Annotated in this window: 20 protein-coding genes; 8 read left to right on the forward strand and 12 right to left on the reverse strand. The window is 66.8% G+C overall.

Features of this window, described 5'->3' with window-relative positions; translation table 11 throughout:
• Positions 1–42: 42 nt before the first annotated feature.
• Positions 43–1,161 carry a histidine kinase gene (locus AAHS21_RS16505; RefSeq protein ID WP_342928675.1) on the reverse strand — a complete coding sequence of 373 codons (1,119 nt, stop codon included), beginning with the start codon at positions 1,159–1,161 and terminating at the stop codon, positions 43–45.
• Positions 1,158–1,811 (reverse strand): response regulator transcription factor, encoded by a 654-nt coding sequence (locus AAHS21_RS16510; RefSeq protein ID WP_342928676.1) that lies wholly within the window; start codon positions 1,809–1,811, stop codon positions 1,158–1,160. The genes AAHS21_RS16505 and AAHS21_RS16510 overlap by 4 nt, the downstream gene beginning before the upstream one ends.
• Positions 1,812–2,340: 529 nt before the next feature.
• On the opposite strand from AAHS21_RS16510, the gene AAHS21_RS16515 reads away from it, so the two are divergent.
• Positions 2,341–2,553, forward strand: coding sequence for a hypothetical protein (locus tag AAHS21_RS16515; RefSeq protein ID WP_342928677.1), 213 nt, complete (start codon positions 2,341–2,343; stop codon positions 2,551–2,553).
• A gap of 66 nt (positions 2,554–2,619) precedes the next feature.
• On the opposite strand, the gene AAHS21_RS16520 is transcribed toward AAHS21_RS16515, so the two are convergent.
• The 5 genes from AAHS21_RS16520 to AAHS21_RS16540 all read right to left on the reverse strand — a co-directional run bounded on the left by AAHS21_RS16520 (position 2,620) and on the right by AAHS21_RS16540 (position 10,141).
• Entirely contained in the window at positions 2,620–3,543 is a 924-nt protein-coding gene (locus AAHS21_RS16520; RefSeq protein ID WP_342928678.1) for a histidine kinase, read from the reverse strand.
• A gap of 631 nt (positions 3,544–4,174) precedes the next feature.
• The gene (gene dnaE / locus AAHS21_RS16525; RefSeq protein WP_342928679.1) at positions 4,175–7,705 is read right to left on the reverse strand and encodes a DNA polymerase III subunit alpha; all 3,531 of its coding nucleotides are present in this window, start codon (positions 7,703–7,705) and stop codon (positions 4,175–4,177) included.
• A gap of 67 nt (positions 7,706–7,772) precedes the next feature.
• Positions 7,773–8,204, reverse strand: coding sequence for an SRPBCC family protein (locus AAHS21_RS16530; RefSeq protein WP_342928680.1), 432 nt, complete (start codon positions 8,202–8,204; stop codon positions 7,773–7,775).
• Between the two features lie 112 nt (positions 8,205–8,316).
• Complete coding sequence (locus AAHS21_RS16535) at positions 8,317–9,120, reverse strand: SDR family oxidoreductase (RefSeq protein ID WP_342928681.1); 804 nt, start codon at positions 9,118–9,120, stop codon at positions 8,317–8,319.
• Positions 9,121–9,124: 4 nt separating this feature from the next.
• The gene (locus AAHS21_RS16540) at positions 9,125–10,141 is read right to left on the reverse strand and encodes an SDR family NAD(P)-dependent oxidoreductase (RefSeq protein ID WP_342928682.1); all 1,017 of its coding nucleotides are present in this window, start codon (positions 10,139–10,141) and stop codon (positions 9,125–9,127) included.
• Between the two features lie 223 nt (positions 10,142–10,364).
• On the opposite strand from AAHS21_RS16540, the gene AAHS21_RS16545 reads away from it, so the two are divergent.
• From AAHS21_RS16545 to AAHS21_RS16560, 4 genes are all read left to right on the forward strand, one after another.
• Entirely contained in the window at positions 10,365–10,775 is a 411-nt protein-coding gene (locus AAHS21_RS16545) for a group 1 truncated hemoglobin (protein WP_342928683.1), read from the forward strand.
• A 79-nt stretch (positions 10,776–10,854) separates the two neighbouring features.
• A complete protein-coding gene (locus tag AAHS21_RS16550) occupies positions 10,855–11,478 on the forward strand; it encodes an MliC family protein (protein ID WP_342928684.1) in 624 nt (207 codons plus the stop codon).
• A gap of 18 nt (positions 11,479–11,496) precedes the next feature.
• Complete coding sequence (locus tag AAHS21_RS16555; RefSeq protein WP_342928685.1) at positions 11,497–12,261, forward strand: class I SAM-dependent methyltransferase; 765 nt, start codon at positions 11,497–11,499, stop codon at positions 12,259–12,261.
• A gap of 7 nt (positions 12,262–12,268) precedes the next feature.
• On the forward strand, positions 12,269–13,027 hold the full coding sequence (locus tag AAHS21_RS16560) for a methyltransferase domain-containing protein (RefSeq protein WP_342928686.1): 759 nt from the start codon (positions 12,269–12,271) through the stop codon (positions 13,025–13,027).
• On the opposite strand, the gene AAHS21_RS16565 is transcribed toward AAHS21_RS16560, so the two are convergent.
• Both AAHS21_RS16565 and lspA read right to left on the reverse strand, forming a co-directional pair.
• On the reverse strand, positions 13,028–13,954 hold the full coding sequence (locus tag AAHS21_RS16565) for an RluA family pseudouridine synthase (protein WP_342928687.1): 927 nt from the start codon (positions 13,952–13,954) through the stop codon (positions 13,028–13,030). It lies immediately after the preceding gene.
• Positions 13,951–14,553, reverse strand: coding sequence for a signal peptidase II (gene lspA, locus AAHS21_RS16570; RefSeq protein ID WP_342928688.1), 603 nt, complete (start codon positions 14,551–14,553; stop codon positions 13,951–13,953). The genes AAHS21_RS16565 and lspA overlap by 4 nt, the downstream gene beginning before the upstream one ends.
• Before the next feature lie 75 nt (positions 14,554–14,628).
• Between lspA and AAHS21_RS16575 the strand changes: the two genes are divergently transcribed.
• The gene (locus AAHS21_RS16575) at positions 14,629–15,555 is read left to right on the forward strand and encodes an asparaginase (RefSeq protein ID WP_342928689.1); all 927 of its coding nucleotides are present in this window, start codon (positions 14,629–14,631) and stop codon (positions 15,553–15,555) included.
• Here AAHS21_RS16575 and AAHS21_RS16580 read toward each other — a convergent pair.
• Complete coding sequence (locus tag AAHS21_RS16580) at positions 15,520–16,932, reverse strand: DNA polymerase IV (RefSeq protein ID WP_342928690.1); 1,413 nt, start codon at positions 16,930–16,932, stop codon at positions 15,520–15,522. The genes AAHS21_RS16575 and AAHS21_RS16580 overlap by 36 nt on opposite strands.
• A gap of 40 nt (positions 16,933–16,972) precedes the next feature.
• Between AAHS21_RS16580 and AAHS21_RS16585 the strand changes: the two genes are divergently transcribed.
• Positions 16,973–17,545: a class I SAM-dependent methyltransferase gene (locus tag AAHS21_RS16585; protein ID WP_342928691.1), complete on the forward strand. Its 573-nt coding sequence runs from the start codon at positions 16,973–16,975 to the stop codon at positions 17,543–17,545.
• Here the strand turns inward: AAHS21_RS16585 and AAHS21_RS16590 are convergent.
• The gene (locus AAHS21_RS16590) at positions 17,534–18,484 is read right to left on the reverse strand and encodes an NAD-dependent epimerase/dehydratase family protein (RefSeq protein ID WP_342928692.1); all 951 of its coding nucleotides are present in this window, start codon (positions 18,482–18,484) and stop codon (positions 17,534–17,536) included. The genes AAHS21_RS16585 and AAHS21_RS16590 overlap by 12 nt on opposite strands.
• A 162-nt stretch (positions 18,485–18,646) precedes the next feature.
• Here AAHS21_RS16590 and AAHS21_RS16595 point away from each other — a divergent pair, with 162 nt between their 5' ends.
• Positions 18,647–19,657 (forward strand): hypothetical protein, encoded by a 1,011-nt coding sequence (locus tag AAHS21_RS16595; RefSeq protein ID WP_342928693.1) that lies wholly within the window; start codon positions 18,647–18,649, stop codon positions 19,655–19,657.
• On the opposite strand, the gene AAHS21_RS16600 is transcribed toward AAHS21_RS16595, so the two are convergent.
• The gene (locus AAHS21_RS16600; protein WP_342928727.1) at positions 19,647–20,867 is read right to left on the reverse strand and encodes a peptidoglycan DD-metalloendopeptidase family protein; all 1,221 of its coding nucleotides are present in this window, start codon (positions 20,865–20,867) and stop codon (positions 19,647–19,649) included. The two genes, AAHS21_RS16595 and AAHS21_RS16600, sit on opposite strands and share 11 nt — an antisense overlap.
• Between the last annotated feature and the right edge of the window lie 109 nt (positions 20,868–20,976).

A 20,976-nucleotide genomic window follows, 5' to 3' on the forward strand; every position in this document is an offset into this window, starting at 1 on the left:
GGCAACTGGCTATTTCGCGTACCCAACCGGCCACTTCGGACGTTAGACGTGGGTGGGCAGCCTGAGCTGAAGTTGGTAGCCACCGTCGCTGAGATGGGTTGCGTGCAGGGTGCCACCGAGTAGTTCGGCGCGTTCGCGCAAGCCCAACAGGCCCTGCTGGGCGCTGGGCAGCTGGTCGGGCGGCCGGTGGGGTTTGCTGTTGGTCAGTGTCAACCCCACTCGTCGGCGGTCGATGGACAACTCGACGCAGGCGGTGGCGCCGGGTGCGTGCTTGGTGACGTTGGTCAGGCCTTCTTGCACAGCTCGGTAGATGACATGCTGCACCACCGCTGAGGGCGTGATGGCGGCACTCGAGCGGGTCCTGATGACCGCCGGCACACCGGATCCGGCAATCAGGGTGGCCACATCATCGAGTCCCGGCTGCGGTGCCGGTGTGGCGGTGTTGCCGCCAGCCGCCCGCAGTACTCCCACCATTTCCCGGAGCTCGTCGAGGGTTTTCACACACAGCCCGCGGATTGTCTGAGCTGCTCGTACGGTCGCATCGTCGGGCGCGGTGACCTGCAGGGCTCCGGACTGCACCGCGATCAGGCTGACTTGATGCGACACCACGTCGTGCATCTCGCGGGCCAGATCCGCGCGTTCTCGCGCCAGCGCACGTTCAACGAGCAACTCCTCTTCGTGCCGGTGGGCGCGCTCAATCTCAGCCAGCTTGCTCGACAGCTCGGACCGAGCCCGCATCAGCAGACCCAGCAACACCGGTGCGACGGCGAAAAAGATGCCGTACAGGGCCGACCATGCGGTGCCCAGGCTCCAGTAGGACTCATCCTCCCTCCACGGCGCGGAATAGCACACGAAAACCGTCACCGCGCAAGCGATTAGCCCGGTTCGGGCGGCTCGTCGTTCCGCCACGGTAAACAAGCTCACCATGGCGGCCAGCACGCCATATCCGAACACCGTCGCGGGGACCGTCAGCGCGAAAGCCAGGTAGGGCGCACGAGCGCGGAAACACAAGCCGACAACGCCGACAACGGCGGCCAAAATCCAGCCCGGAGAATGGGTCTCGCTGGTCAGGATCGATACCGCGGCGTCAGCGGCCGCCAGTAGGACCAAGGCGCCGTTGACCACATGCTGACGGGTCCCCACCGGGAGCGAGGTCGTCACGTCGCATCACGCTCCAAGATCCCCGCACGTTGGGCGATGATCGCGGCTTCCACCCGCGTTTTGACCGAGAGCTTGGCGAGAATCGAGCTGACTTGATCCTTGACGGTGCCGACACTGGAGTAAAGCCGAGAGGCGATCTCGCCGTTGGAGTGACCGCGCGCCACCAGCAGCAGCACGTCGACCTCGCGTTCGCTGAGGCTGCTGACTTTGCTTGCCGCCACACGATCGAGGGGGTCGGCCAGGTAACCCGCGATCACCTTTGGGCTGACCTTGTCCGAGAGCACCAGCCCACCGGCAGCCAGGCTGCGCACCATCGCGGGAAGTTGGATGGGATCGGTGTCTTTCAAGAGGAATCCGGCGGCGCCCAGTCGCAGCGCCGAGGCGATGTACTCGTCGGCGTCGAAGGTTGTCAGCATCGCCACCACCGGTGACCAGTCTGCGGCCATTAGTTCGGCCAATACGGCCAACCCATCCTTTCCGGGCATCCGGATATCCAGCAACACCACGTCCGGCTGGTGTTGGGCGATCAGCTCCACGGCATGCATGCCGTCTGTGGTGGCGACCACGTCAACGTCCGGGGCCGCGGACAGGATCAACTCAAAGCCTGACCGGATCAAGGCTTCGTCATCGACGATGACCACACTGACCACGAGACGGGACCTCCTTATACACGCCGGTCTCTGCGGTGAAGGTACTCGCAACCGCGGACGCAGCTGGTCGGCCGAGCCGATATCCAGCCAACTGGATGCCAAATCTGGCCACCCGAGGTTGCACTGTGCTGGCTCAACAGAGCACCGGGTTGCGCATCACTGAGTAACGGAGTGCTCGTCAACTGCGAATACCCGGAACTGCATCCGCCCGGTGTGGATGCGGCCGTCACCTGGAGGCGATGATTTCACCCATGCGGCCGGCGGAATCGGCCGGTCGGGGGATTTGCAATTCCGCGCGGTTTCGGCACTCTTTGGCCGTGGCCGATGTGCCCTAGCGATGCAAGCCCGACCATTGTCGGCTGGAGCGCTGCCACCTCGGTACTGCATTGGATACCGGCTCGCGTCGATTAGGAAACCTACGTTGGAATGGCCAGCATGATCGTCTGCTTCGCGCGCCGAGGGACGTGCCGCTTGTTTGGCGTGCCGTACCCCTTGCCCGGGCCAACGTTCCGCTGAGCGGAAGAACGGAATGGACATCAACAGCTTTCGGGGCGCCGAGCAATTCATCCAATTGTGGTGCCTCTACGAACGCGGATTTTCGGAAGGCATGGCTGCGGCGATCCGAATAGTCGAGGAATTAGTGTGCCGAGACGACACAACCGATCACCAACGGGAGGTGTTGGTGGTGCTCGCCGACTCGCTCAGCGAAGCGAAGAAAACGCGCATGTTCGGTGATTCGTGAAATGACAGCCCGGCTATCTACCGCCATCTCTCCTGTCGTGCGTGCGAGCCTGTAGCACAGTGACGGTCAAACATGCGTTGGTAGCGTCATCGAGACGTGGTAGCCGCCGTGACTGAGCGGGCCCGCACATAAGGTGCCGCCGAGCAGTTCGGCGCGTTCGCGCAGACCCAGTAGCCCTTGTTGTGCCCCCGGAAGTTGGTCCGGTGGGCGTTCGGGTTTGCTGTTGGTGAGCAGCAGCCGCACGTGCCGGTGGTCGATCTTCAGCTCGACGGTGGCGGTGCCCCCCGGAGAGTGCTTGGTGATGTTGGTCAGACCCTCTTGTACCGCGCGGTAAATGGTGTGCTGCACCACGGGCGACGGGATGATCGCAGTCTCGGGGCGAGGTCGGATGACAGCCGGCACGCCGGAAGCGGCGACTAGGCTGTCAAGATCTTCAAGCCCGGGCTGAGGTGTCAGCTCGGCGGTATGGCTTGCGGACGCGCGCAGCACTCCGACCATCTGACGCAGCTCGTCCAGCGTCTGCACACTGAGTGCCCGTATTGTCCGGGCTGCTTGTGCGGTGGTGTCGTCATGCGCGGTGACCTGTAGTGCGCCGGACTGCACCGCGATGAGGCTCACTTGATGTGACACCACGTCGTGCATCTCCCGCGCAAGATCGGCGCGTTCGCGTGCCAGTGCGCGCTCGACGAGCAATTGCTCCTCGTGCCGGCGTACGCGCGCAATTTCGTCAAGCTGGCTCGACAGATCGGCCCGTGCCCGAATTAGGAGTCCAAGCAAGATCGGTGCGACCGCGAAGATTACGGCGTACAGCGCGGCCCAGACGGTGCTCAGAACCGAATACGGTTGCGCCCATGGCTCGGTGAAGCAGACGAACGCGATGCCCCCGCAGACGCTCAATGCGCGCAGCGACGGCCGTCTTTGTGCCACGGTGAGCAGTGCCAACTGGGAAGCGAACATGCCGGTGGTGACTGCCGCAGCGGGAATGGTCAACGCGAAAGCGAGATAGGGGGCGCGGTGACGGAAAAACAATCCGACTATCGCGACGCCAACCAACAACAAACTAAGGCGAATTGGCACTGCCACGCCTGGGACATAAGCCTGGCTGTAGAGGGTCGACACCGTGCCATCCGTGGCCGCAAGTGCAATCAGCGCGCCATTGATGGCCCTTTGACGTCGAATCGAACCAAGACGGGCGATCATACGGGATCTGGATCCACAATTCCGGCACGTTGGGTGACGAGCGCCGCCTTTAACCGTAGTTTGGCCGAGGGTTTCACAAAGACGAAGCTGACGTGATCCGCGATGGTGCCGGTACTTGAGATGGCGTCGCGGCGATCTGACGGTTGCAGTGGCCAGGTGCCAAGAAATGCAACACCTCGATCGCAGCATTCTCGAAGTTAGTTGCGACAAGCCCGTCCGACCTGTCGTCAACGCATTCCGTGCTCACCATGTGAGTGACTTTATCCGAGCCTACGAGCCCGCCCCGGACATGTGCGCTTCATCGCGGGCAGGGGGTCCGATATTCCAGCAGTTAGACCGTGAGTCTCGGCCACATGTCGGGGTGTCCTTGGCAGCCATTATCGACACCCATCTTCACGCTCGGCTTCGAGAGCGCGACGCGCTAGCTGCCCAGGCAGCCCGGGCCGAGCAGTTCCTTCAGGTCGCCCATCAGCGCCGGTGACGGCGTCACCCGCAGCGACTGGTCGAGCTCCAGGGTGGTGATCCGGTCTCCGCTGATCAGCCGCAGATGCACTTGTGAGGTGCCCGGATGCCGCGCCAGCACCTGCTTGAGCGCGCTCACCTTGTCGATCGTGCACTGCCGGGTGGGCAGGCTGACGGCGATCGGCCGGTTCGGCTGGGCGTTGGAGAAGTCAGGCACCACAAGCTCATTGGCGATCAGTGAGATCCGGTCGTCGCGGATCGCGACCTTGGCGTTGATCAGCACCACCGCATCGTCGACGATGTCGGCGCCGTAGGCCGAGTACGCGTGCGGGAAGAACATCACCTCGATGCCACCGGTGAGGTCCTCCAATTGGGCTGACGCCCAAGGCATTCCGTTCTTATTGACCCGACGGTTCACCGAGGCCAGGATGCCGCCCACCCGCACCTGGGTCTCGTTGCTGACGTCGCCGTCCAGGATCGCGGGGATCTGAGTGTCCACCTGCGCGGATAGCAGATGCGCCACCCCGTTGAGCGGATGCCCGGATACATAGAGCCCCAGCATTTCCCGCTCCAGGGCGAGCTTGTGCTTGTCTTCCCATTCGTCCTCGGGCACCCGGATGGTGAACACCGCGTCTCCGCCGGCATCGCCGCCGCCGAACAGGTCGTACTGGCCCATCGCCTCGGCCTTCTTGGTGCCCAGCACCGAGTCGACGGCGTCGGTGTGCACCAGGAACAGGCCCTTGCGGGGATGCCCCAGCGAATCGAACGCGCCGGCCTTGATCAGCGATTCAGTGACCTTCTTGTTGCACGCGGAGATGTCGATCTTGTTCAGGTAGTCCGAGAAATCGGTGAATTTGCTTTTCTCGCTGCGGGTTTTGATCAGCGAGCCCACCACATTGGCACCGACATTGCGCACCGCGCCCAAGCCGAAGCGGATGTCCTTGCCGACCGACGCGAAGTTGACCAGCGACTCGTTGACGTCCGGCGGCAGCACGGTGATGCCGAGCTTGCGGCAGTCGGCCAGGTAGACCGCGGCCTTGTCCTTGTCGTCGCCCACCGACGTCAACAGCCCGGCCATGTACTCGGCCGGGTAGTTGGCCTTCAGATACGCGGTCCAGTACGAGACCAGGCCGTAGCCGGCGGCATGCGACTTGTTGAACGCATATCCGGCGAATGGAAGAATGGTGTCCCACAACGCTTTTACCGCTTTTTCGGAGAAGCCGTTGGCGGTCATTCCTTCGTAGAAGCCCTTGTACTCGGCCTCGAGCACCTCGAGTTTCTTCTTGCCCATCGCCTTGCGCAGCGCGTCGGCCTTACCCATGGTGTAGGAGGCGACCTTCTGGGCGATGAACATGATCTGCTCTTGATAGACGATCAAACCGTAAGTCTCGGAGAGGATTTCGCGCAGCGGCTCCTCGAGCTCCGGGTGAATCGGCTTGATCGCCTGGCGAGCGTTCTTGCGGTCGGCGTAGTCGTTGTGGGCGTTCATGCCCATCGGCCCCGGCCGGTACAGCGCCAGCACGGCGACGATGTCGTTGAACTCGGTGGGCTGCATCCGGCGTAGCAGGTCGCGCATCGGCCCGCCGTCGAGCTGGAAAACGCCCAGGGTGTCGCCGCGGCCCAGCAGTTCGTAGGTGGCCTTGTCGTCGAGCGGCACCGACTCCAGGTCGAGGTCGATGCCCCTGTTGGCCTTGATGTTGTCCAGCGCGTCGCCGATGATCGTCAGGTTGCGCAGGCCCAGGAAGTCCATCTTCAGCAGGCCGATGGCCTCACACGACGGGTAGTCCCAGCCGGTGATGACCGCGCCGTCCTGCGGGCGCTTCCACAGCGGGATCGCCTCGGTCAGCGGCTCGCTGCTCATGATCACCGCACAGGCGTGCACCCCGGCGTTGCGGATCAGGCCCTCCAGCCCGCGCGCCGTCTGGTAGATCGTGCGCACGTCCGGATCGGTTTCGATCAGGCTGCGAACCTCGGATGCTTCCTTGAACCGCTCGTGGTTCGGGTCGGTGATGCCGGACAACGGGATGTCCTTGGCCATGATCGGCGGCGGCAACGCCTTGGTGATCCGATCGGCGATCGCAAACCCGGGCTGCCCGTAATGGATACGCGCCGAATCCTTCAGGGCCGCTTTGGTTTTAATCGTGCCGAAGGTAATGACCTGGGCGACGCGGTCGGAGCCCCACTTGTCGGCGGCGTAGCGCACCATCTCACCGCGCCGACGGTCGTCGAAGTCGATATCGATATCGGGGGCCGACGGACGTTCCGGGTTGAGGAAGCGCTCGAACAGCAGACCGTGCGGAATCGGGTCGATGTTGGTGATGCCCAGCGCGTAGGCGACCAGCGAGCCCGCCGCCGAACCACGTCCCGGCCCGACCCGGATGTCGATCGACTTCGCATGGTTGATCAGGTCGGCGACGATCAGGAAGTAGGCCGGAAAACCCTTGTCGCAGATGACCTTGATCTCGTACTCAGCCCGATCGATGTAGTCCTGGCCGACACCGGAGGGAAAGCGCCGCTGCAGGCCCGCCATCACCTCGTGGTGCAGCCAGGTCGCCTGGTCATGTCCCTCGGGCACCGGGAAGACCGGCATCCGGTCGCGCGGCGTCCACACGTCGGCGTAGGACTGCACCCGCTCGGCGATCAGCAAGGTGGAGTCGCAGGCACCGGGCACGACGCCGTCCCAGATCTGGCGCATCTCGGCGGCCGACTTCAGGTAGTAACCGTCGCCGTCGAACTTGAAGCGGTTGGGGTCCGACAGCGTCTTGCCGGTCTGCACGCACAACAGCGCCTCGTGGTTGTGTGAGGCGTCGCGGGTGACGTAGTGGCAGTCGTTGGTGGCCAGCGGGGCGATGTTGAGCTTGCGGCCGATCTCGAGCAGGCCGTCGCGGACCCGCGTCTCGATCGACAGCCCGTGATCCATCAGCTCCAGGAAGAAGTTGTCGGCGCCGAAGATCTCGCGCCACTTGGCGGCCGACTCCAGGGCCTCGCGTTCATGTCCCAGCCGAAGACGCGTCTGCACCTCGCCCGACGGGCACCCGGTCGTGGCGATGATGCCCTCGGCGTGCTCGGCGATCAGCTCGGCGTCCATGCGCGACCACTTGCCGAGCTGCCCCTCGAAAGAGGCCAACGACGACAGTTTGAACAGGTTGCGCAACCCGGCGGCGTTTTCGGCCACCATCGTCATGTGGGTGTAGGAGCCACTACCCGAAACGTCGTCCGACTTCTGGCTGGGGTCACCCCACAGGATCCGCTTGGTGTCGAAGCGCGAGCCCGGCGCGATGTAGGCCTCGACGCCGATGATCGGCTTGATCCCGACCTTGGTCGCCGCGTTGTAGAACTCGCTGGCGCCGAACATGTTTCCGTGGTCGGTCATGCCGACCGCGGGCATTTCCAGCCGCTGGACCTCGGCCAGCATCGGCGTGATCTTCGCGGCACCGTCGAGCATCGAATACTCGGTGTGGTTATGCAGGTGCACGAAGGACTGACTCATAGGGACGTCAGTCTATGACCGACCACCGACACCGGTTCGGCGTGTCGCGGCGTGTGTCTTGTCCGGTTTATCCATACAGCTCGACGAAGTTCTTCAGTGACTTCTCGACGTCGCCCTTGACGGCTCGCGCCGCCGCCGATCCGACCGGCCCGAACAACGCCCGACCGCCCAGCTCCAGGCGCAAACCGAGGGTCGATCCGTCGCCGGTGGACCGCACGGTCAGGGTGACGCCGTATTTGGTGCCACCCTTACCCGAACCCGACATCGCGACCTCGTGCGGCGGGTCCCACCTGGTCACCGTCCAGGTCACCCGGTTACGCATGCCCTTGGCGCGGGCCACGCCGATGATCTGGGTGCCTTCGGCGATCTCGTCGGGCAGGTCGCTGCGCCACCCCTCGTGCATCGTCAGCCAGTCCCCCAGGTCCGACAGGTCCGAGACGTGATCCCACATGTCCTGCGGGGTCATCGGGACGTCGGCGGTCAGCTCCACAGCGGCCATGAAGCCAACCTAGTCCGAGGATTGCCCGGCAAGTGTGCACCCAGGGCGGCGAGTGTGCACCCAGGCCACTAGATGCACACTCGCAAGCGACGGGCCCAACCGGCCCAACAGCTCAGTGGCTGGGGCCGCCGCGGAATCGGTTGCCGATCCGGATCGCCGGCAGCAGCAAGCTGCGAGGCGTGTACCGGCCGCCATTGCTGACGACCTTGGGCACGACGCCGGGCACGACGGTGCGCTTGCCGGACAGCATCCCGTCGATCGCCGCCTCCGCGACATCGGCCGGCGAGACCTGTGCAAGGGGCACGCTGAACCGCTTGGCGTTGGCGATCTCGGCCCACTCGGTGGGTACCGGGCCCGGGCACAGCGCGGTGACCGACACCCCCGTCCCGTGCAGCTCTTCGTGAACGGCTTCGGAGAAGGTCTGCACGAAGGCCTTGGTCGCCGAGTACACCGCCATGAAGGGCAGCGGCTGAAACGCGGCGATCGAGGCGATGTTCATCACCGCTCCGGCGCCACGCTCGACCATGCCGGGCAGTGCCGCGTGGGTGAGTTCCATCAAAGCCAGCGCATTGAGGGTGACCTCTTCACTCTCGCGTTCGACCGGCAACTCGTAAAACACCCCGCTGGTGCCGAACCCGGCGCTGTTGCACAGGCCCGCGATCGGTTCGCTGCGCAGCCGACCGGCCAATTTGGCGCGCCCTTTGCTCTCACCGAGGTCCAGCGGCATCACCTCGACCGCGACCGAGTGTTCTTCTCCCACTTCGTTGGCGAGTTCGTCGAGACGCTCGCGGCGCCGCGCGACGAGCAACAGCGGGAAGCCGCGGCGGCCCAGGCCACGAGCCAGTTCGGCGCCGATGCCCGAGGAGGCGCCGGTGATCACAACGGTCGTCTGGTTGCCGGCTTTGGGAAGGCTCATCGCGTCACCAGTGGATTCCGCGAGTCGCTTGCAAGAACGTCTCGCTGCGTCTGTTTAATTGCGCTGCGCTAGTTGGGGTTTCGTCTCCCTTAGCCGCGGTGGAGTCGTCGAACATGCCGAACGCCCGGTTACGCACCCGATCCATCACCGCCGGGTTGACGGCATCGGCGACGGCGGCGAATTGCCCGAACGGTGAGCTGGCCCGCCGCGGCCGGTGCACGATCGCGTCGGTGATCACCCCGGCCGCCTGGTCCGGCGTCAGCGCGGGGAATTTGTCGTACATCTTGGTCGGGCTGATCATCGGGGTTCGCACCAGCGCCATGTGCACCGTGGTGAAGCGCACGTCGTCGTTGACGACTTCGGCTTGCAGTGCGTCGCAGAGACTGTCCAGCGCGGCCTTGCTGGCGATGTAGGCGCCGAACCGCGGTGCGCGGGTCTGCACACCGACGGACGAGACGTTGATGATGTGCCCGAAACCGCGCTCGCGCATCCCGGGGATGAACTTCAGGATGAGCTGGACCGCGCCCAGGTAGTTCAGCTGCATCGTTCGCTGATAGTCGTGAATCCGGTCGTAGGACAGTGCCAGCGAGCGGCGAATCGATCGGCCCGCGTTGTTGATCAGGATGTCCACTCCGCCAAGCTCATTGAGCACTTCGTCGGCCATCGTGGCGATGGCGTCCATGTCCGAGAGGTCACAGGGGTAGACGTGGGCGAGGCCGCCGTCGCTTCGAATTTCAGCGGCGACCTTCTCCAGGTTCTCCGGCGTGCGGGCCACCAGCACCACCGTCGCGCCGGCCTCGGCGATTTTCTTCGCGGCGGCCTCCCCGATGCCCGACGATCCGCCGGTGATCAGGACGGTCTTGCCGTCGACGGCGTCGCCGAGGCTGTGCCCCTGCACGGCGTCGAGCAGATTCCGCAGATAGAACGGTCGATATCGGCCGGCCGAGTTCGGGGTGTTGATGATGTTGGAGACCACCGCGAATGGCTTTTCCACCAAGTTCGTCAAGTCACCAAGGTTCATCGGTTGTCGCTCCTCACGGCGGATGGTGTGACGTGGGTCATACTGCCAACCTAGGGCATGGCGCGGCGGCGACGAACAGATGACCGTCGGCTGAACGACGCGAACCGTCTCACCGAGCGGCCGAAGATGCGGCCACCTGTCGGCAATCGGCTTGTTACGTCGGGCAATCCGAGCGTGATCGCGGACTAACTGAGGGGCAACGCCGCGGTGGTCCGCTGGTTACATGAAACTCTTGGCAACGTTCCGCAAGCCGGAGCCGACAACCATCTACGCCCGGATCGGCGGGCACGAGGCGCTCGAAGTCGTCGTCGAGGACTTCTACGTTCGCGTGCTCGCCGACGACCAACTGTCCGGTTTCTTCACCGGAACGAATATGAGCCGCCTCAAAGGCAAGCAGGTGGAGTTCTTCGCGGCGGCCCTCGGGGGCCCGGAGCCCTACACCGGCGCCCCGATGAAACAGGTGCATCAGGGCCGCGGCATCACGATGCACCACTTCAGCCTGGTGGCCGGGCATTTGGCCGACGCGCTCGCCGCGGCGGGGGTTCCGCCGAAAACGGTGACCGACATCCTCAGCGTGATCGCGCCGCTGGCTCCCGAGATCGCGTCGAGCGAAGCCGGCACCGCCAAGCTCTAAGCCGCACAGCGGATATGAATTCGGCGGCGCGCGGGCGTGTCGCGCCCGGGGATCGCGGCCCAACCGGTAGTCAGCACGTATGAGGACGATCGCAGTCATCGCCGCGGCACTCACGGTGTGCGCGTGCAGCTCCCCGACCACGCCGCCGCCCGGTTCGGGGATGCCGACCGTCACCAGCAAGGCACCGGCGTCGGTGGCGGTCGACTGCGGCAAACCCGCGAACGCCGTGCAGCAGCTGGTCTGCGGTGACCCACACCTGACCGATCTCGACCACCGGCTGCAAACCGCCTACCAGCAAGCGCTTGCCCGCACGGGCGCCGATCCCGCCGCGCTGGCGGAGGCCCAAACCGGCTGGACGACGGCCCGCGACGACTGTGCCCGCAACGCCGATGTCCACACCTGTGTGCTGGAGGCCTATCAGACCCGACTCGTCCAGTTGGCGATCGCCGACCCCGCCACAGTGGCTCCGCCGGTCATCACCTACCACTGCCCGGCCGACGCCGGCCCGCTGACCGCCCAGTTCTACAACCAGTTCGACCCGCACACCGCGGTGCTCAACTGGAAAGGCACCCAACAGATCCTGTTCTTGCTGCCGTCGGGCAGCGGGGCGAGGTACGGACGGCAGGGCTCCGAATACTGGGAGCATCAGGGCGAGGTGACAATCGACTTCAACGGCACCAAGTTCGTCTGCACCACGTCTTGATGCCCCACAATGCCTAGCGTGGGCCGCACATTCGACGATCTCGTCGCAGAAGCCGATTCGGTATCCGTCGACGGCTGGGATTTCTCGTGGCTGGACGGCCGTGCCACCGAGGAACGCCCATCCTGGGGCTACCAACAGCTGATCAGCCGCCACTTAGCGAACGTGTCGTCCGCCGTGGATCTGCAGACCGGCGGCGGCGAAGTCCTGGCCGGCGCCGGACCGTTCCCGCCCACCATGGCGGCCGTCGAGTCCTGGCCACCGAACATCCCGCTGGCGACCAAGCTCCTGCACCCGCGCGGCGTGGTCGTGGTGGGCACGCCCGACGAGTCGGTGCTGCCGTTCGCCGACGAGGCCTTCGACCTGGTCACCAGCCGGCATCCGCACACGCTGTTCTGGTCCGAGATCGCCCGCGTGTTACGGCCCGGCGGCACCTACCTGGCTCAACACATCGGACCCGCGACGGTGTCCGAGCTGGTCGAGCACTTCATCGGGCCACCGCCCGAAGGGTCGGATCCGCGACACCCGGACAACGAGAGCGCGGCGGCGCGGGCAGCCGGGCTGGAGATCGTCACGATGCGCCCGGAGCGACTCCGACAGGAGTACTTCGACATCGGCGCGGTGGTCTACGTCCTGCGCAAGGTGATCTGGTGGGTACCGGACTTCACGGTCGAGCGCTACCGCGACCGGCTGCGCGAGCTGCACGAGCGCATCGAATCCGACGGCCCGTTCGTCGCGCACGCGACGCGGGTTCTCGTCGAGGCCCGCAAGCCGGCCGGCAGCTGAGCCCAGCATGCGACGGTCGTTCGACGAGCTGATGGCCGAGGCTCTCGCGGCACCCGTGGTGGGCTGGGACTTCTCCTGGCTGGACGGCAGGGCCACCGAGGAGCGCCCGTCCTGGGGATACCAGCGGCAGCTCGGCGCCCGGCTCGCCACGGTGTCGGCCGCCCTGGACATCTACACCGGGGGCGGCGAGGTGCTCGATGGCGTCCCATCGTTCCCGCCGACGATGGCGGCCGCCGAGTCGTGGCCGCCCAACGCCGCACTGGCCACCCGGCGATTGGGTCCGCGTGGCGTGGTGGTCATCCGGACCCGCGACGAGCCCCCACTGCCGTTCGCCGCCGAGGCCTTCGACCTGGTGACCAGCCGGCATCCCATTACCGTGTGGTGGAGCGAGATTGCCCGCGTGTTGCGACCCGGTGGCACCTACTTCGCACAGCACCCCGGCCCGGCGACGGTGTGCGAGCTGGTCGAGTTCGTGATGGGGCCGCATCCCGAGTTAGGCGCCCACCTGCAGCCGGCCGTGCAGCGCGCCGACGCACAGGCCGCCGGGCTGCAGATCGTAGACCTGCGCATGGAGAAGCTGCGCGCGGAGTTCTTCGACATCGGTGCGGTGGTCTACTTCTTACGCAAGCTGATTTGGACCGTGCCGGACTTCACCGTCGAGCCCTACTACGGGCGACTGCGTGCCCTGCACGACATCATCGAGGCGGACGGCCGGTTCGTCACGCACCCGACGCGGGTGCTGGTCGAGGCCCGCAAGCCCGGCTGATCAGCCCTCCTCGCGCAGCACGCTTAACGCGTGCTGCAGGTCGGCCGGATACGGGCTGACGAACTCCACCCACCGCCCGTCGGCCGGATGGGCGAAGCCCAGCGACCGGGCGTGCAGCCATTGACGTTCCAGCCCAAGCCTTTTCGCGAGCTTCGGGTCGGCGCCGTAGACCAGGTCGCCGCAGCACGGATGATGCAGCGCGGCGAAATGCACCCGAATCTGGTGGGTGCGACCGGTTTCCAGGTGCACGTCGAGCAGACTGGCGGCGACGAAGGCTTCGACGGTGTCGTAGTGGGTGACGCTGTGCCGGCCGTTCTGGGTGACCGCGAACTTCCACTCTCCGCCGCGATGCCGTCCGATGGGCGCGTCGATGGTCCCGCTGGACGGGTCCGGATGTCCTTGCACCAGAGCGTGATAGCGCTTGTCCACGGTGCGCTGTTTGAACGCCCGCTTGAGCAGGGTGTAGGCCCGCTCGGAGATCGCGACCACCATCACCCCGGAGGTGCCCACGTCGAGGCGGTGCACGATGCCCTGCCGCTCGTGCACGCCCGACGTGGTGATGCGGTAACCCGCGGCGGCCAGCCCACCGAGCACCGTCGGCCCGCTCCAGCCCACCGAGGCGTGCGCGGCCACCGCGGCCGGCTTGTCGATGACGACGATGTCGTCGTCGGAGTACAGGATGGCCATGCCCTCGATCTCGACGGGCGTATTCTCCGGCGGTGCCGGCGCCGCGGGCAGCCGCACCTCCAGCCAGGCACCGGGCGTCAGACGATCGGACTTGCCGGCCTGCACGCCGTCGAGTTCGACGCCGCCGTCCTCGGCGATGGCCGCCACCGCGCTGCGGGACAGCCCCAACAGCCGCGACAACCCCGCGTCGACACGCATGCCCGCCAATCCCTCCGGAACGGGCATCGAGCGGTTGGTCATTTGGCTGGGTCAGGCTTGCGACGACCTACCGAGTCGAAATCGAATCCGAACACCGAGAGCACGACCAGCAGGATCGCGCCGCCGACCACGGCCGGGTCCGCGACGTTGAACACCGGCCACCAACCGATCGACAAAAAGTCCACGACATGACCCCGAAGCGGCCCGGGCGCGCGGAAGAAGCGATCGACCAGGTTGCCGGTGGCGCCGCCGAGGATCATGCCGAGGCCCACCGCCCACCAGGGCGAGACCAGCCGCCGGCCCATCCAGAAAATGCCGATCACCACACCGGTGGCGATCAGGGTCAACACCCAGGTGTAGCCGGTCGCCATCGAAAACGCGGCCCCCGAGTTGCGCACCAGCGTCCAGGTCACCGTGTCGCCGATGATCGACACCGGCTGCCCCGGCGGAAGCAACCGGACGGCGAGCACCTTGGTCACGATGTCGAGCGCCAGCACGACGGCCGCGACCGACAGCAGCAGCCGCAGCCGCCTCGGAGCGGACCGGGGCGCGGGAGCTTCGGGTTCTGCCACTTCCCCGGACGTCGCAGCCTCCCCGGCTGACGTCACCGGCTCGGCCGATCCTGTTGGTTCTTCGGGCACCTCCCCATCATCCCCCAGCACCCGGCTGGGTTGGGTGCGGCCTCGCCGCCCCGGCGCGTGCGGAATGATTCGGCTATGGGCCGCATCACCGTTATCACCACCGGCGGCACGATTTCGACCAGCACTGGCGCCGACGGCGTGCGCCGTCCCAGCCGTAGCGGCTCCGACCTCACCGCCGGCCTCGACGTCGACGTCGTCGACCTGATGGCGGTGGACAGCTCCGAGCTGACGACGGCCGACTGGGACCGGATCGGCGATGCGGTGCGGGCCGCAGTCGACGGCGGCGCGCAGGGCGTGGTCGTCGCGCACGGCACCGACACCATGGAGGAGAGCGCGCTGTGGCTCGACCTCACCTATACGGGCAGCCCGCCGGTCGTCCTGACCGGCGCGATGCGCAGCGCCGATGCCCCGGACTCCGACGGGCCCGCAAACCTGCGCGACGCGGTGGCGGTGGCGGCCAGCCCGGTCGCGCGCGGCCTCGGTGTGCTGGTGTCCTTCGCCGGGCGGGTGCTGCAACCGCTGGGCATGCACAAGGTGGCCACCCAGGACCTGAGCGGCTTCGCCGGCGAGCTGGTCGGCACGACACCGGGCGGCGTGGCACTCAACGGCGCCAAGATCCGTCCCCACCTCGGCGAGCTGCGGGCGGCCGACGCGCCGCGGGTCGACATTGTCGCGGCCTACCTGGGCAGCGACTCGGTGGCGCTGGACGCCTTCGTGACTGCCGGCGCGCGGGCCGTCGTGCTGGAGGCGCTGGGCTCGGGCAATGCCGGGGCCGCGGTGGTCGACGGCGTGCGCCGGCATTGCGCGAACGGGATCGTCGTCGGGGTGTCCACCCGGGTCCCCGGCGGCGGGGTCAGCGCGGGCTACGGCCCCGGTCACGACCTGGTCGAAGCCGGCGCCGTGATGGTGCCGCGGTTGCGGCCGCCGCAAGCCCGGGTGCTGCTGATGGCCGCGCTGGCCGCGCGGTCACCGGCCGGCGACGTCATCGCCCGCTGGGGCTGAGGCTTGGGCGGTGTCCTCGGCGCGCAGCTCGCCCAGATAGTCACGCCAGTCCAGCGAATCGACCGGGTTGGCGCTGACGAGATCGGCGGTATCGGCGGGGAATGTGCGGGCCTGGCCCGGGCCGCTGCTTCGAGTTTCGAACCGCACGGTGACGACGCCGTGGCCGGCGCCCTGCACCCAGCCGTGCCCGAGTTCGCGATGCTCGACGTCGAGGCCCACCCGCCACGGCGAGGCCTCGGGGGCGGGCGCGAACATGGCGTCGGTCGCCGTTTCGACAGCGTGGTGCGGCTCCGATTCCGGCGCCGCGAGCTCGAGGTCCGGGAACAGCGACTCCTGGCGCACGTCGCTCAACCCCGAAAACCCAACGCCGAGTAGACGAATCGGCCCGATCTCCCGCGGATCGAGCAGCAGTCGCCGGGCCAGCGCGACCAGTGCGCCGGCTTCCGTCGTCGCATACGGCAAGGTCGCGGAGCGGGTCAGCGTGCTCATGTCCGACTTCTTCAGCTTCACCGTGACGGTGCGGGCGCCGCGACCGTCGCGCAGCAGCCGCTGATGCGCATGCTCGGCGATCGCAGCGATCGCGTCGTGCAACTGCTCGAGACTGGTCAGGTCGACGGCAAAGGTGGATTCGGCACTGATCTGCTTGGCTTCGGCACGCTCGGCGACGGGGCGATCGTCGATGCCGCGGGCCAGCCGGTGTAGCGCCAGGCCGACCGTCGCGCCCAGGATGTTGGCCACCTCGGCGTCGGTCAGCGCGGCCAGCTGCCCGATCGTCTCGATGCCGAGCCGATTCAGGTTCTCCTCGGCGACCGGGCCGATTCCCCACAGCCGCCGCACCGGCAACCCGTCGAGCAGCAACCGTTCCTCGGCGCGCCCGACCACCCGGATGCCGTCGGGTTTAGCCAGCCCGGAGGCGATCTTGGCGATCTGCTTGCCCGAGCCGGCGCCTACCGACGCGATCAGCCCGGTCTCGTCGCGCACCCGTCGCCGCAACCCCTCGCAGAACTCCTCGACGTCCTGCGCGGACGCCCCGGCGAGCTGCGGCGGCTCCCCGAACGCCTCGTCGAAGGACAGCTGCTCGACGACGGGCACCACGGCCCGCACGACGTCGAACACCCGCCGGCTGGCGACCCCGTACACCACCCCGCGCGGCGGCAGCACCACCGCGGTCACCCCGATCATCCGGCGGGCCTGGTGCATCGGCATGGCCGACCGCGCCCCGAACACCCGCGCCTCGTAACTCGCCCCGGCCACCACGCCGCGACCGCCCAGCCCGCCGACCAGCACCGGCCGACCACGCAACGTCGGGCGGGTGAGCTGCTCGACGGAGGCGAAGAACGCGTCCATGTCCAGGTGCAGGACCCAACGCGACTCCATCCGATAAATGCTATTGCGCTACTGGGTTAACGTTTTCGACATGGCCATGAACCTCGCGCACCGACGGATCTGCAGCTCGGACCGCTGGGCTAAAGCGGTCGAAGACGATCTGCTGCCCTGGGCGCTGGCCGGCGTAGACCTGGGCGACAACACCCTTGAGATCGGGCCCGGCTACGGCGCCATCCTGAAGGTGCTGGTCGACAAGACGCGCAAGCTCACCTCGGTGGAGATCGACACCCCGATGGCGCAGCGACTGCAGCGCCTCTACGGCGACCGGGCGCGCATCATCAACGGCGACGCCACCAACACCGGGCTGCCGGCCGACGAGTTCAGCTCGGTGGTGTCGTTCACGATGTTGCACCACGTCCCGACCGTCGAACTGCAGGACAAGTTGTTCGCCGAGGCTCTCCGGGTGCTGCGCCCCGGCGGTGTTTTCGCCGGCAGCGACAGCGTGAATTCGCTGCGGTTCCGGATCCTGCACTTCCGCGACATCTGCAACACCGTCTCGCCCGACACGTTGCCGGATCGCTTGCGCGCGGCGGGATTCGGCGACGTCGAGGTCGAGGTCCGCGGCGGCAGGCTGCGCTGGCGCGCCGTCAAACTAGCCGGCTAGTTGCGGGGGCTGCTCTTTCGCCCACTCGATGTAGCGGTCAATGCCTGCCCAGATGTCGACCTTCGGTGCGAACCCGATGCTGCGCGCCAGGGCGATGCTGGCGGGGAACCGGCTCACCTCGCCCGGTCGCGCGGGTCCGTTGACCACCCGGGCGTCGAATTTCGCGGCGATGTATTCGGCGATGTCGCGCACCCGGGTATTCGTGCCGCTGGCGAAGTTGATCGCGCGGCCCTGCAGATCTGCGGTGTCGAGCACCAGTAGGTAGGCGTTCACCGCATCGCTGACGTGGAGGTAGTCCCGGGTCGCGGAGCCGTCGCCGAAGACGGTGAGCTCCTGCCCGGCGATGGCGCGGCGCACCAGAATCGGAATCAGCGCGCCGAAGGCTCCGCTTTTCTGCCGCTCACCAAAGATGTTGAACGGACGAACAATAGCGATGTCCATGCCGTACGAGCGGAAGTACGAGTAACACAGCCGGTCGGCGGCGGCCTTCGACGCGGCGTATGGGCTGTTCGGTCTCGGCTCGGCCGTTTCGTCGAGTAGGGCATCGGGGGCGAGGCTGTGACCGTCCCCGTACACCTCACACGTCGAGGCGAAAATGACCCGTGTCCCGTATTCGCGTGCGGCCTCGAGAATGTGATGCGTGCCCATCACATTGGTCTCCAGAAAGCTTCTCGGATCGTCAAGTGACTTGTCCACGTTGACATTTGCCGCCAGGTGGAAAATAACGTCGTGGTCGCGCGCCGTTTTGCGGACCAACTCCCAATCGGTCACGGAGCCGAAAACGACGTCCGCCGATTCGTTCATCTGGAAAGTACGAAGATTTCCCTTGGCGGCAATGGAAAACGTGTTGAGCACGGTCACCTGGTGTCCCAGGGCCAGCAGAGCCTCGGACAGATGGCTGCCCTGGAAGCCCGCCCCGCCAGTTACCAGAATTCGCACTACTTTCCGCTCTCCCGTCGTATGCGTGTTGTGGCGCATCCTAGCCACTGCGCGGACCGGATTTGTCGCTAATGCAAATTCCGTTAAGTGCACGGTGGGTGCCACAGATTGGCGGTACGTTGTGAATCGCCCAACGAGCGCCCAGCTTTCGAAGGGAGCCACATGTGTTCGTCACATGCCGGGTCTGCCGCGATCGACACCGGCGAGCTCGAGCAGCAGGTCGCGTCGTGGTGTGCCCATCCCGCCCTGGCGAAACTCGTCGCGGTGTTCGGCGGCGCCATCCCGGACGGGCTGAGCCTCAGCGACCGGCTGGCGTTCCTCGACGAGTTCAGCGACGCATGGGACTATCGGGGCCGGGCCCGCGCAGCCGCCGCGGAACGGCTCAGCAGCCAGGATGCCGCAGGCGCGGCCCGGTGGCTGATCCCTCGATTGACCCTGCCCGCCGCACAGCTGAACAGGATCGAGGCAGCGACGACCGCGTTGGGCGTGACCGGCGAAACCGCGCCAGAGGGAACGGATTTCGATCACATCATGGTGATCGGCGGAGCGCGCTACACCAACCTGCTGCGCGCCCGGTATGCGCGTGAGATGGCCACCGGCCGGCGCGTCGGCCACGTGGTGCTGGCCGCCGCGTCCCGGCCGGTGCTCGACTCCGAGCAGGACGCGATCGACGCGTGCGCGCCGGGTGCCCGCACCGAATTCGAGCTGATGACCTACGGCGCGGCCGACGCGTTCGGGCTCGACACCCGCGAGCTGATGGAGCACGTGCGCGGGCGGACCGGCAAGCCGCAGGGCGACGAGACGGTGTGGCGCTTCGGCCCGGAGCGCAACGAGCTCGGCGTGCCGATCACGCTGCTCGAAACCCCGTCGCCGGACCCCGAACGTCGCCGGGCGAACTCGTCGGACACCTACACCTTCGCCGCTCGGACGCTGAGCATGAGCGGCTCGTCATGTCTGATGGTGACCGGCCAGCCGGTGGGCCACTATCTGCACTTCGAAGCGCTGCGATCATTGGCGGTGCCGTTCGGAATACGGGTGGAATCAGCAAGTTTCGGCGTCGAGCGCTACAACCGGCTCGGCGAGTTGGACGAGCAGCATCCTGCCAAGGTGCTGCAGGAGGTCCGCTCGGCGATCCGGTCCGCCCGCGGATTGGTCGACGAGCTCAACCGGTGATGGTGCAGGGCGAGGACGCCGGGAAGGTCCCCGACACCGGTCGCGGGCGCCCCGCCGGAGGCCACGGCTGCAGCCCCAGGTTGGCCAGATAGCGCACCGGACTGGTGTGCTCGCCGTCGACGCGAACCTCGAAATGCAAGAAGCCGTCTCGCGATTGGGTTTCTGGGCCCAGCGCGCCGATCCGTGCGCCCGCGGCCACCTGGTCGTCGACCGCGAGCCGGCTCTGGTCGCCCGGGCGGAACACATAGACGGTGTCGAGGTCGCGACACGAGACGGTCACCGATCGAAGCCCACTGGCGTCGAGATCGTGTGCGGCCGAGACGGTTCCCGATGTGACCGCGTGGATCGGGGTGCCGGGGTCCGCGGCGAAGTCGACGCCGGGATGAAACGTCGCGGCCCGGCGGCCGTAGCCGGAACCGAGCGCCAGGCTGTCGCGGTCGATGGGCAGGCGGGTGCCTGGCTCGGCCGGGTCGAAGTCGCCGCGCACCCGGCGCTGGTAGTCGGCCTTGAGCAGGTCGATCTCCTCGTAGGCGTAACCGAACAGCAGGGCGCGGTCATACGGCACGCCATAGTTCATCTCCGACTCGGGATCGATTTTGCGATAGTGCTCGACCTTGCCGATCCGTTCGGCCAGGGTTGCCCACCCGGTGTGGTGCAACCGGATCTCGTTGACCAGGCCGATGCGGCCGTGCTCGGTGATGTTGGCGGGCCAGTGCGGGTTGTGAATCACCCGGGTTCCGGCCCGCAGGCCGGGGCGCCACCGCCAGAACGGCCCGCGCACCGATTCCGCCGTTCCCATCACCGGGATCATGTCCGGATAATCCGGGTCGTTCCAGGCCGGGATCATCGGGCACATCAGCGCCGCGACGTCATCCGGCGTGCCCGCCAACACCTCGCGGATGTCGACGTCGGCCTCGACGATCTGGTCGGAGTCGATCATCACGATCCAGTCCGGCCGGCAGAAATCGGCCATCCGGTATAGCAGTTCCAGCCCGGGCGGCTCGGGGATCAGCCACGGTGTCCGCGGTAGGTCGGAGCGGGCCCGCACCAGGTTGGTCACCGCGGGGTGCCGCCGCAGGATCTCAGCACTGTCATCGGTGCTGCGGTCGTCGATCGCGTAGATGTCGTCGCACCAGCCGGCCAGCGCGTCCAGGACCCGGGGCAAGACGTCGGCACTGTTGTGCACCCGGAACACACCCAGAATCCGCAACGACGCCTCCATGTGATGGTTTCCGTAACCGGACGCTACCCGAATCGGTTGCTGACAGTAGGCTCGGCAGCCGCAGCCTTACTTTCTTCGCGAGAGTGTAATGAGGGAC

This window comes from Mycobacterium sp. 050272, from assembly GCF_039023525.1.
Lineage (GTDB): Bacteria > Actinomycetota > Actinomycetes > Mycobacteriales > Mycobacteriaceae > Mycobacterium.

What these genes read in the sequence shown, in the direction of transcription:
- AAHS21_RS16515 (WP_342928677.1), top strand. Translation starts at nt 2,341, where the DNA reads ATGGACATCAACAGCTTTCGGGGCGCCGAGCAATTCATCCAATTGTGG.
- dnaE (WP_342928679.1), bottom strand. Translation starts at nt 7,705, where the DNA reads ATGAGTCAGTCCTTCGTGCACCTGCATAACCACACCGAGTATTCGATG.
- AAHS21_RS16530 (WP_342928680.1), bottom strand. Translation starts at nt 8,204, where the DNA reads ATGGCCGCTGTGGAGCTGACCGCCGACGTCCCGATGACCCCGCAGGAC.
- AAHS21_RS16535 (WP_342928681.1), bottom strand. Translation starts at nt 9,120, where the DNA reads ATGAGCCTTCCCAAAGCCGGCAACCAGACGACCGTTGTGATCACCGGC.
- AAHS21_RS16540 (WP_342928682.1), bottom strand. Translation starts at nt 10,141, where the DNA reads ATGAACCTTGGTGACTTGACGAACTTGGTGGAAAAGCCATTCGCGGTG.
- AAHS21_RS16545 (WP_342928683.1), top strand. Translation starts at nt 10,365, where the DNA reads ATGAAACTCTTGGCAACGTTCCGCAAGCCGGAGCCGACAACCATCTAC.
- AAHS21_RS16550 (WP_342928684.1), top strand. Translation starts at nt 10,855, where the DNA reads ATGAGGACGATCGCAGTCATCGCCGCGGCACTCACGGTGTGCGCGTGC.
- AAHS21_RS16560 (WP_342928686.1), top strand. Translation starts at nt 12,269, where the DNA reads ATGCGACGGTCGTTCGACGAGCTGATGGCCGAGGCTCTCGCGGCACCC.
- AAHS21_RS16565 (WP_342928687.1), bottom strand. Translation starts at nt 13,954, where the DNA reads ATGACCAACCGCTCGATGCCCGTTCCGGAGGGATTGGCGGGCATGCGT.
- AAHS21_RS16575 (WP_342928689.1), top strand. Translation starts at nt 14,629, where the DNA reads ATGGGCCGCATCACCGTTATCACCACCGGCGGCACGATTTCGACCAGC.
- AAHS21_RS16580 (WP_342928690.1), bottom strand. Translation starts at nt 16,932, where the DNA reads ATGGAGTCGCGTTGGGTCCTGCACCTGGACATGGACGCGTTCTTCGCC.
- AAHS21_RS16585 (WP_342928691.1), top strand. Translation starts at nt 16,973, where the DNA reads ATGGCCATGAACCTCGCGCACCGACGGATCTGCAGCTCGGACCGCTGG.
- AAHS21_RS16595 (WP_342928693.1), top strand. Translation starts at nt 18,647, where the DNA reads ATGTGTTCGTCACATGCCGGGTCTGCCGCGATCGACACCGGCGAGCTC.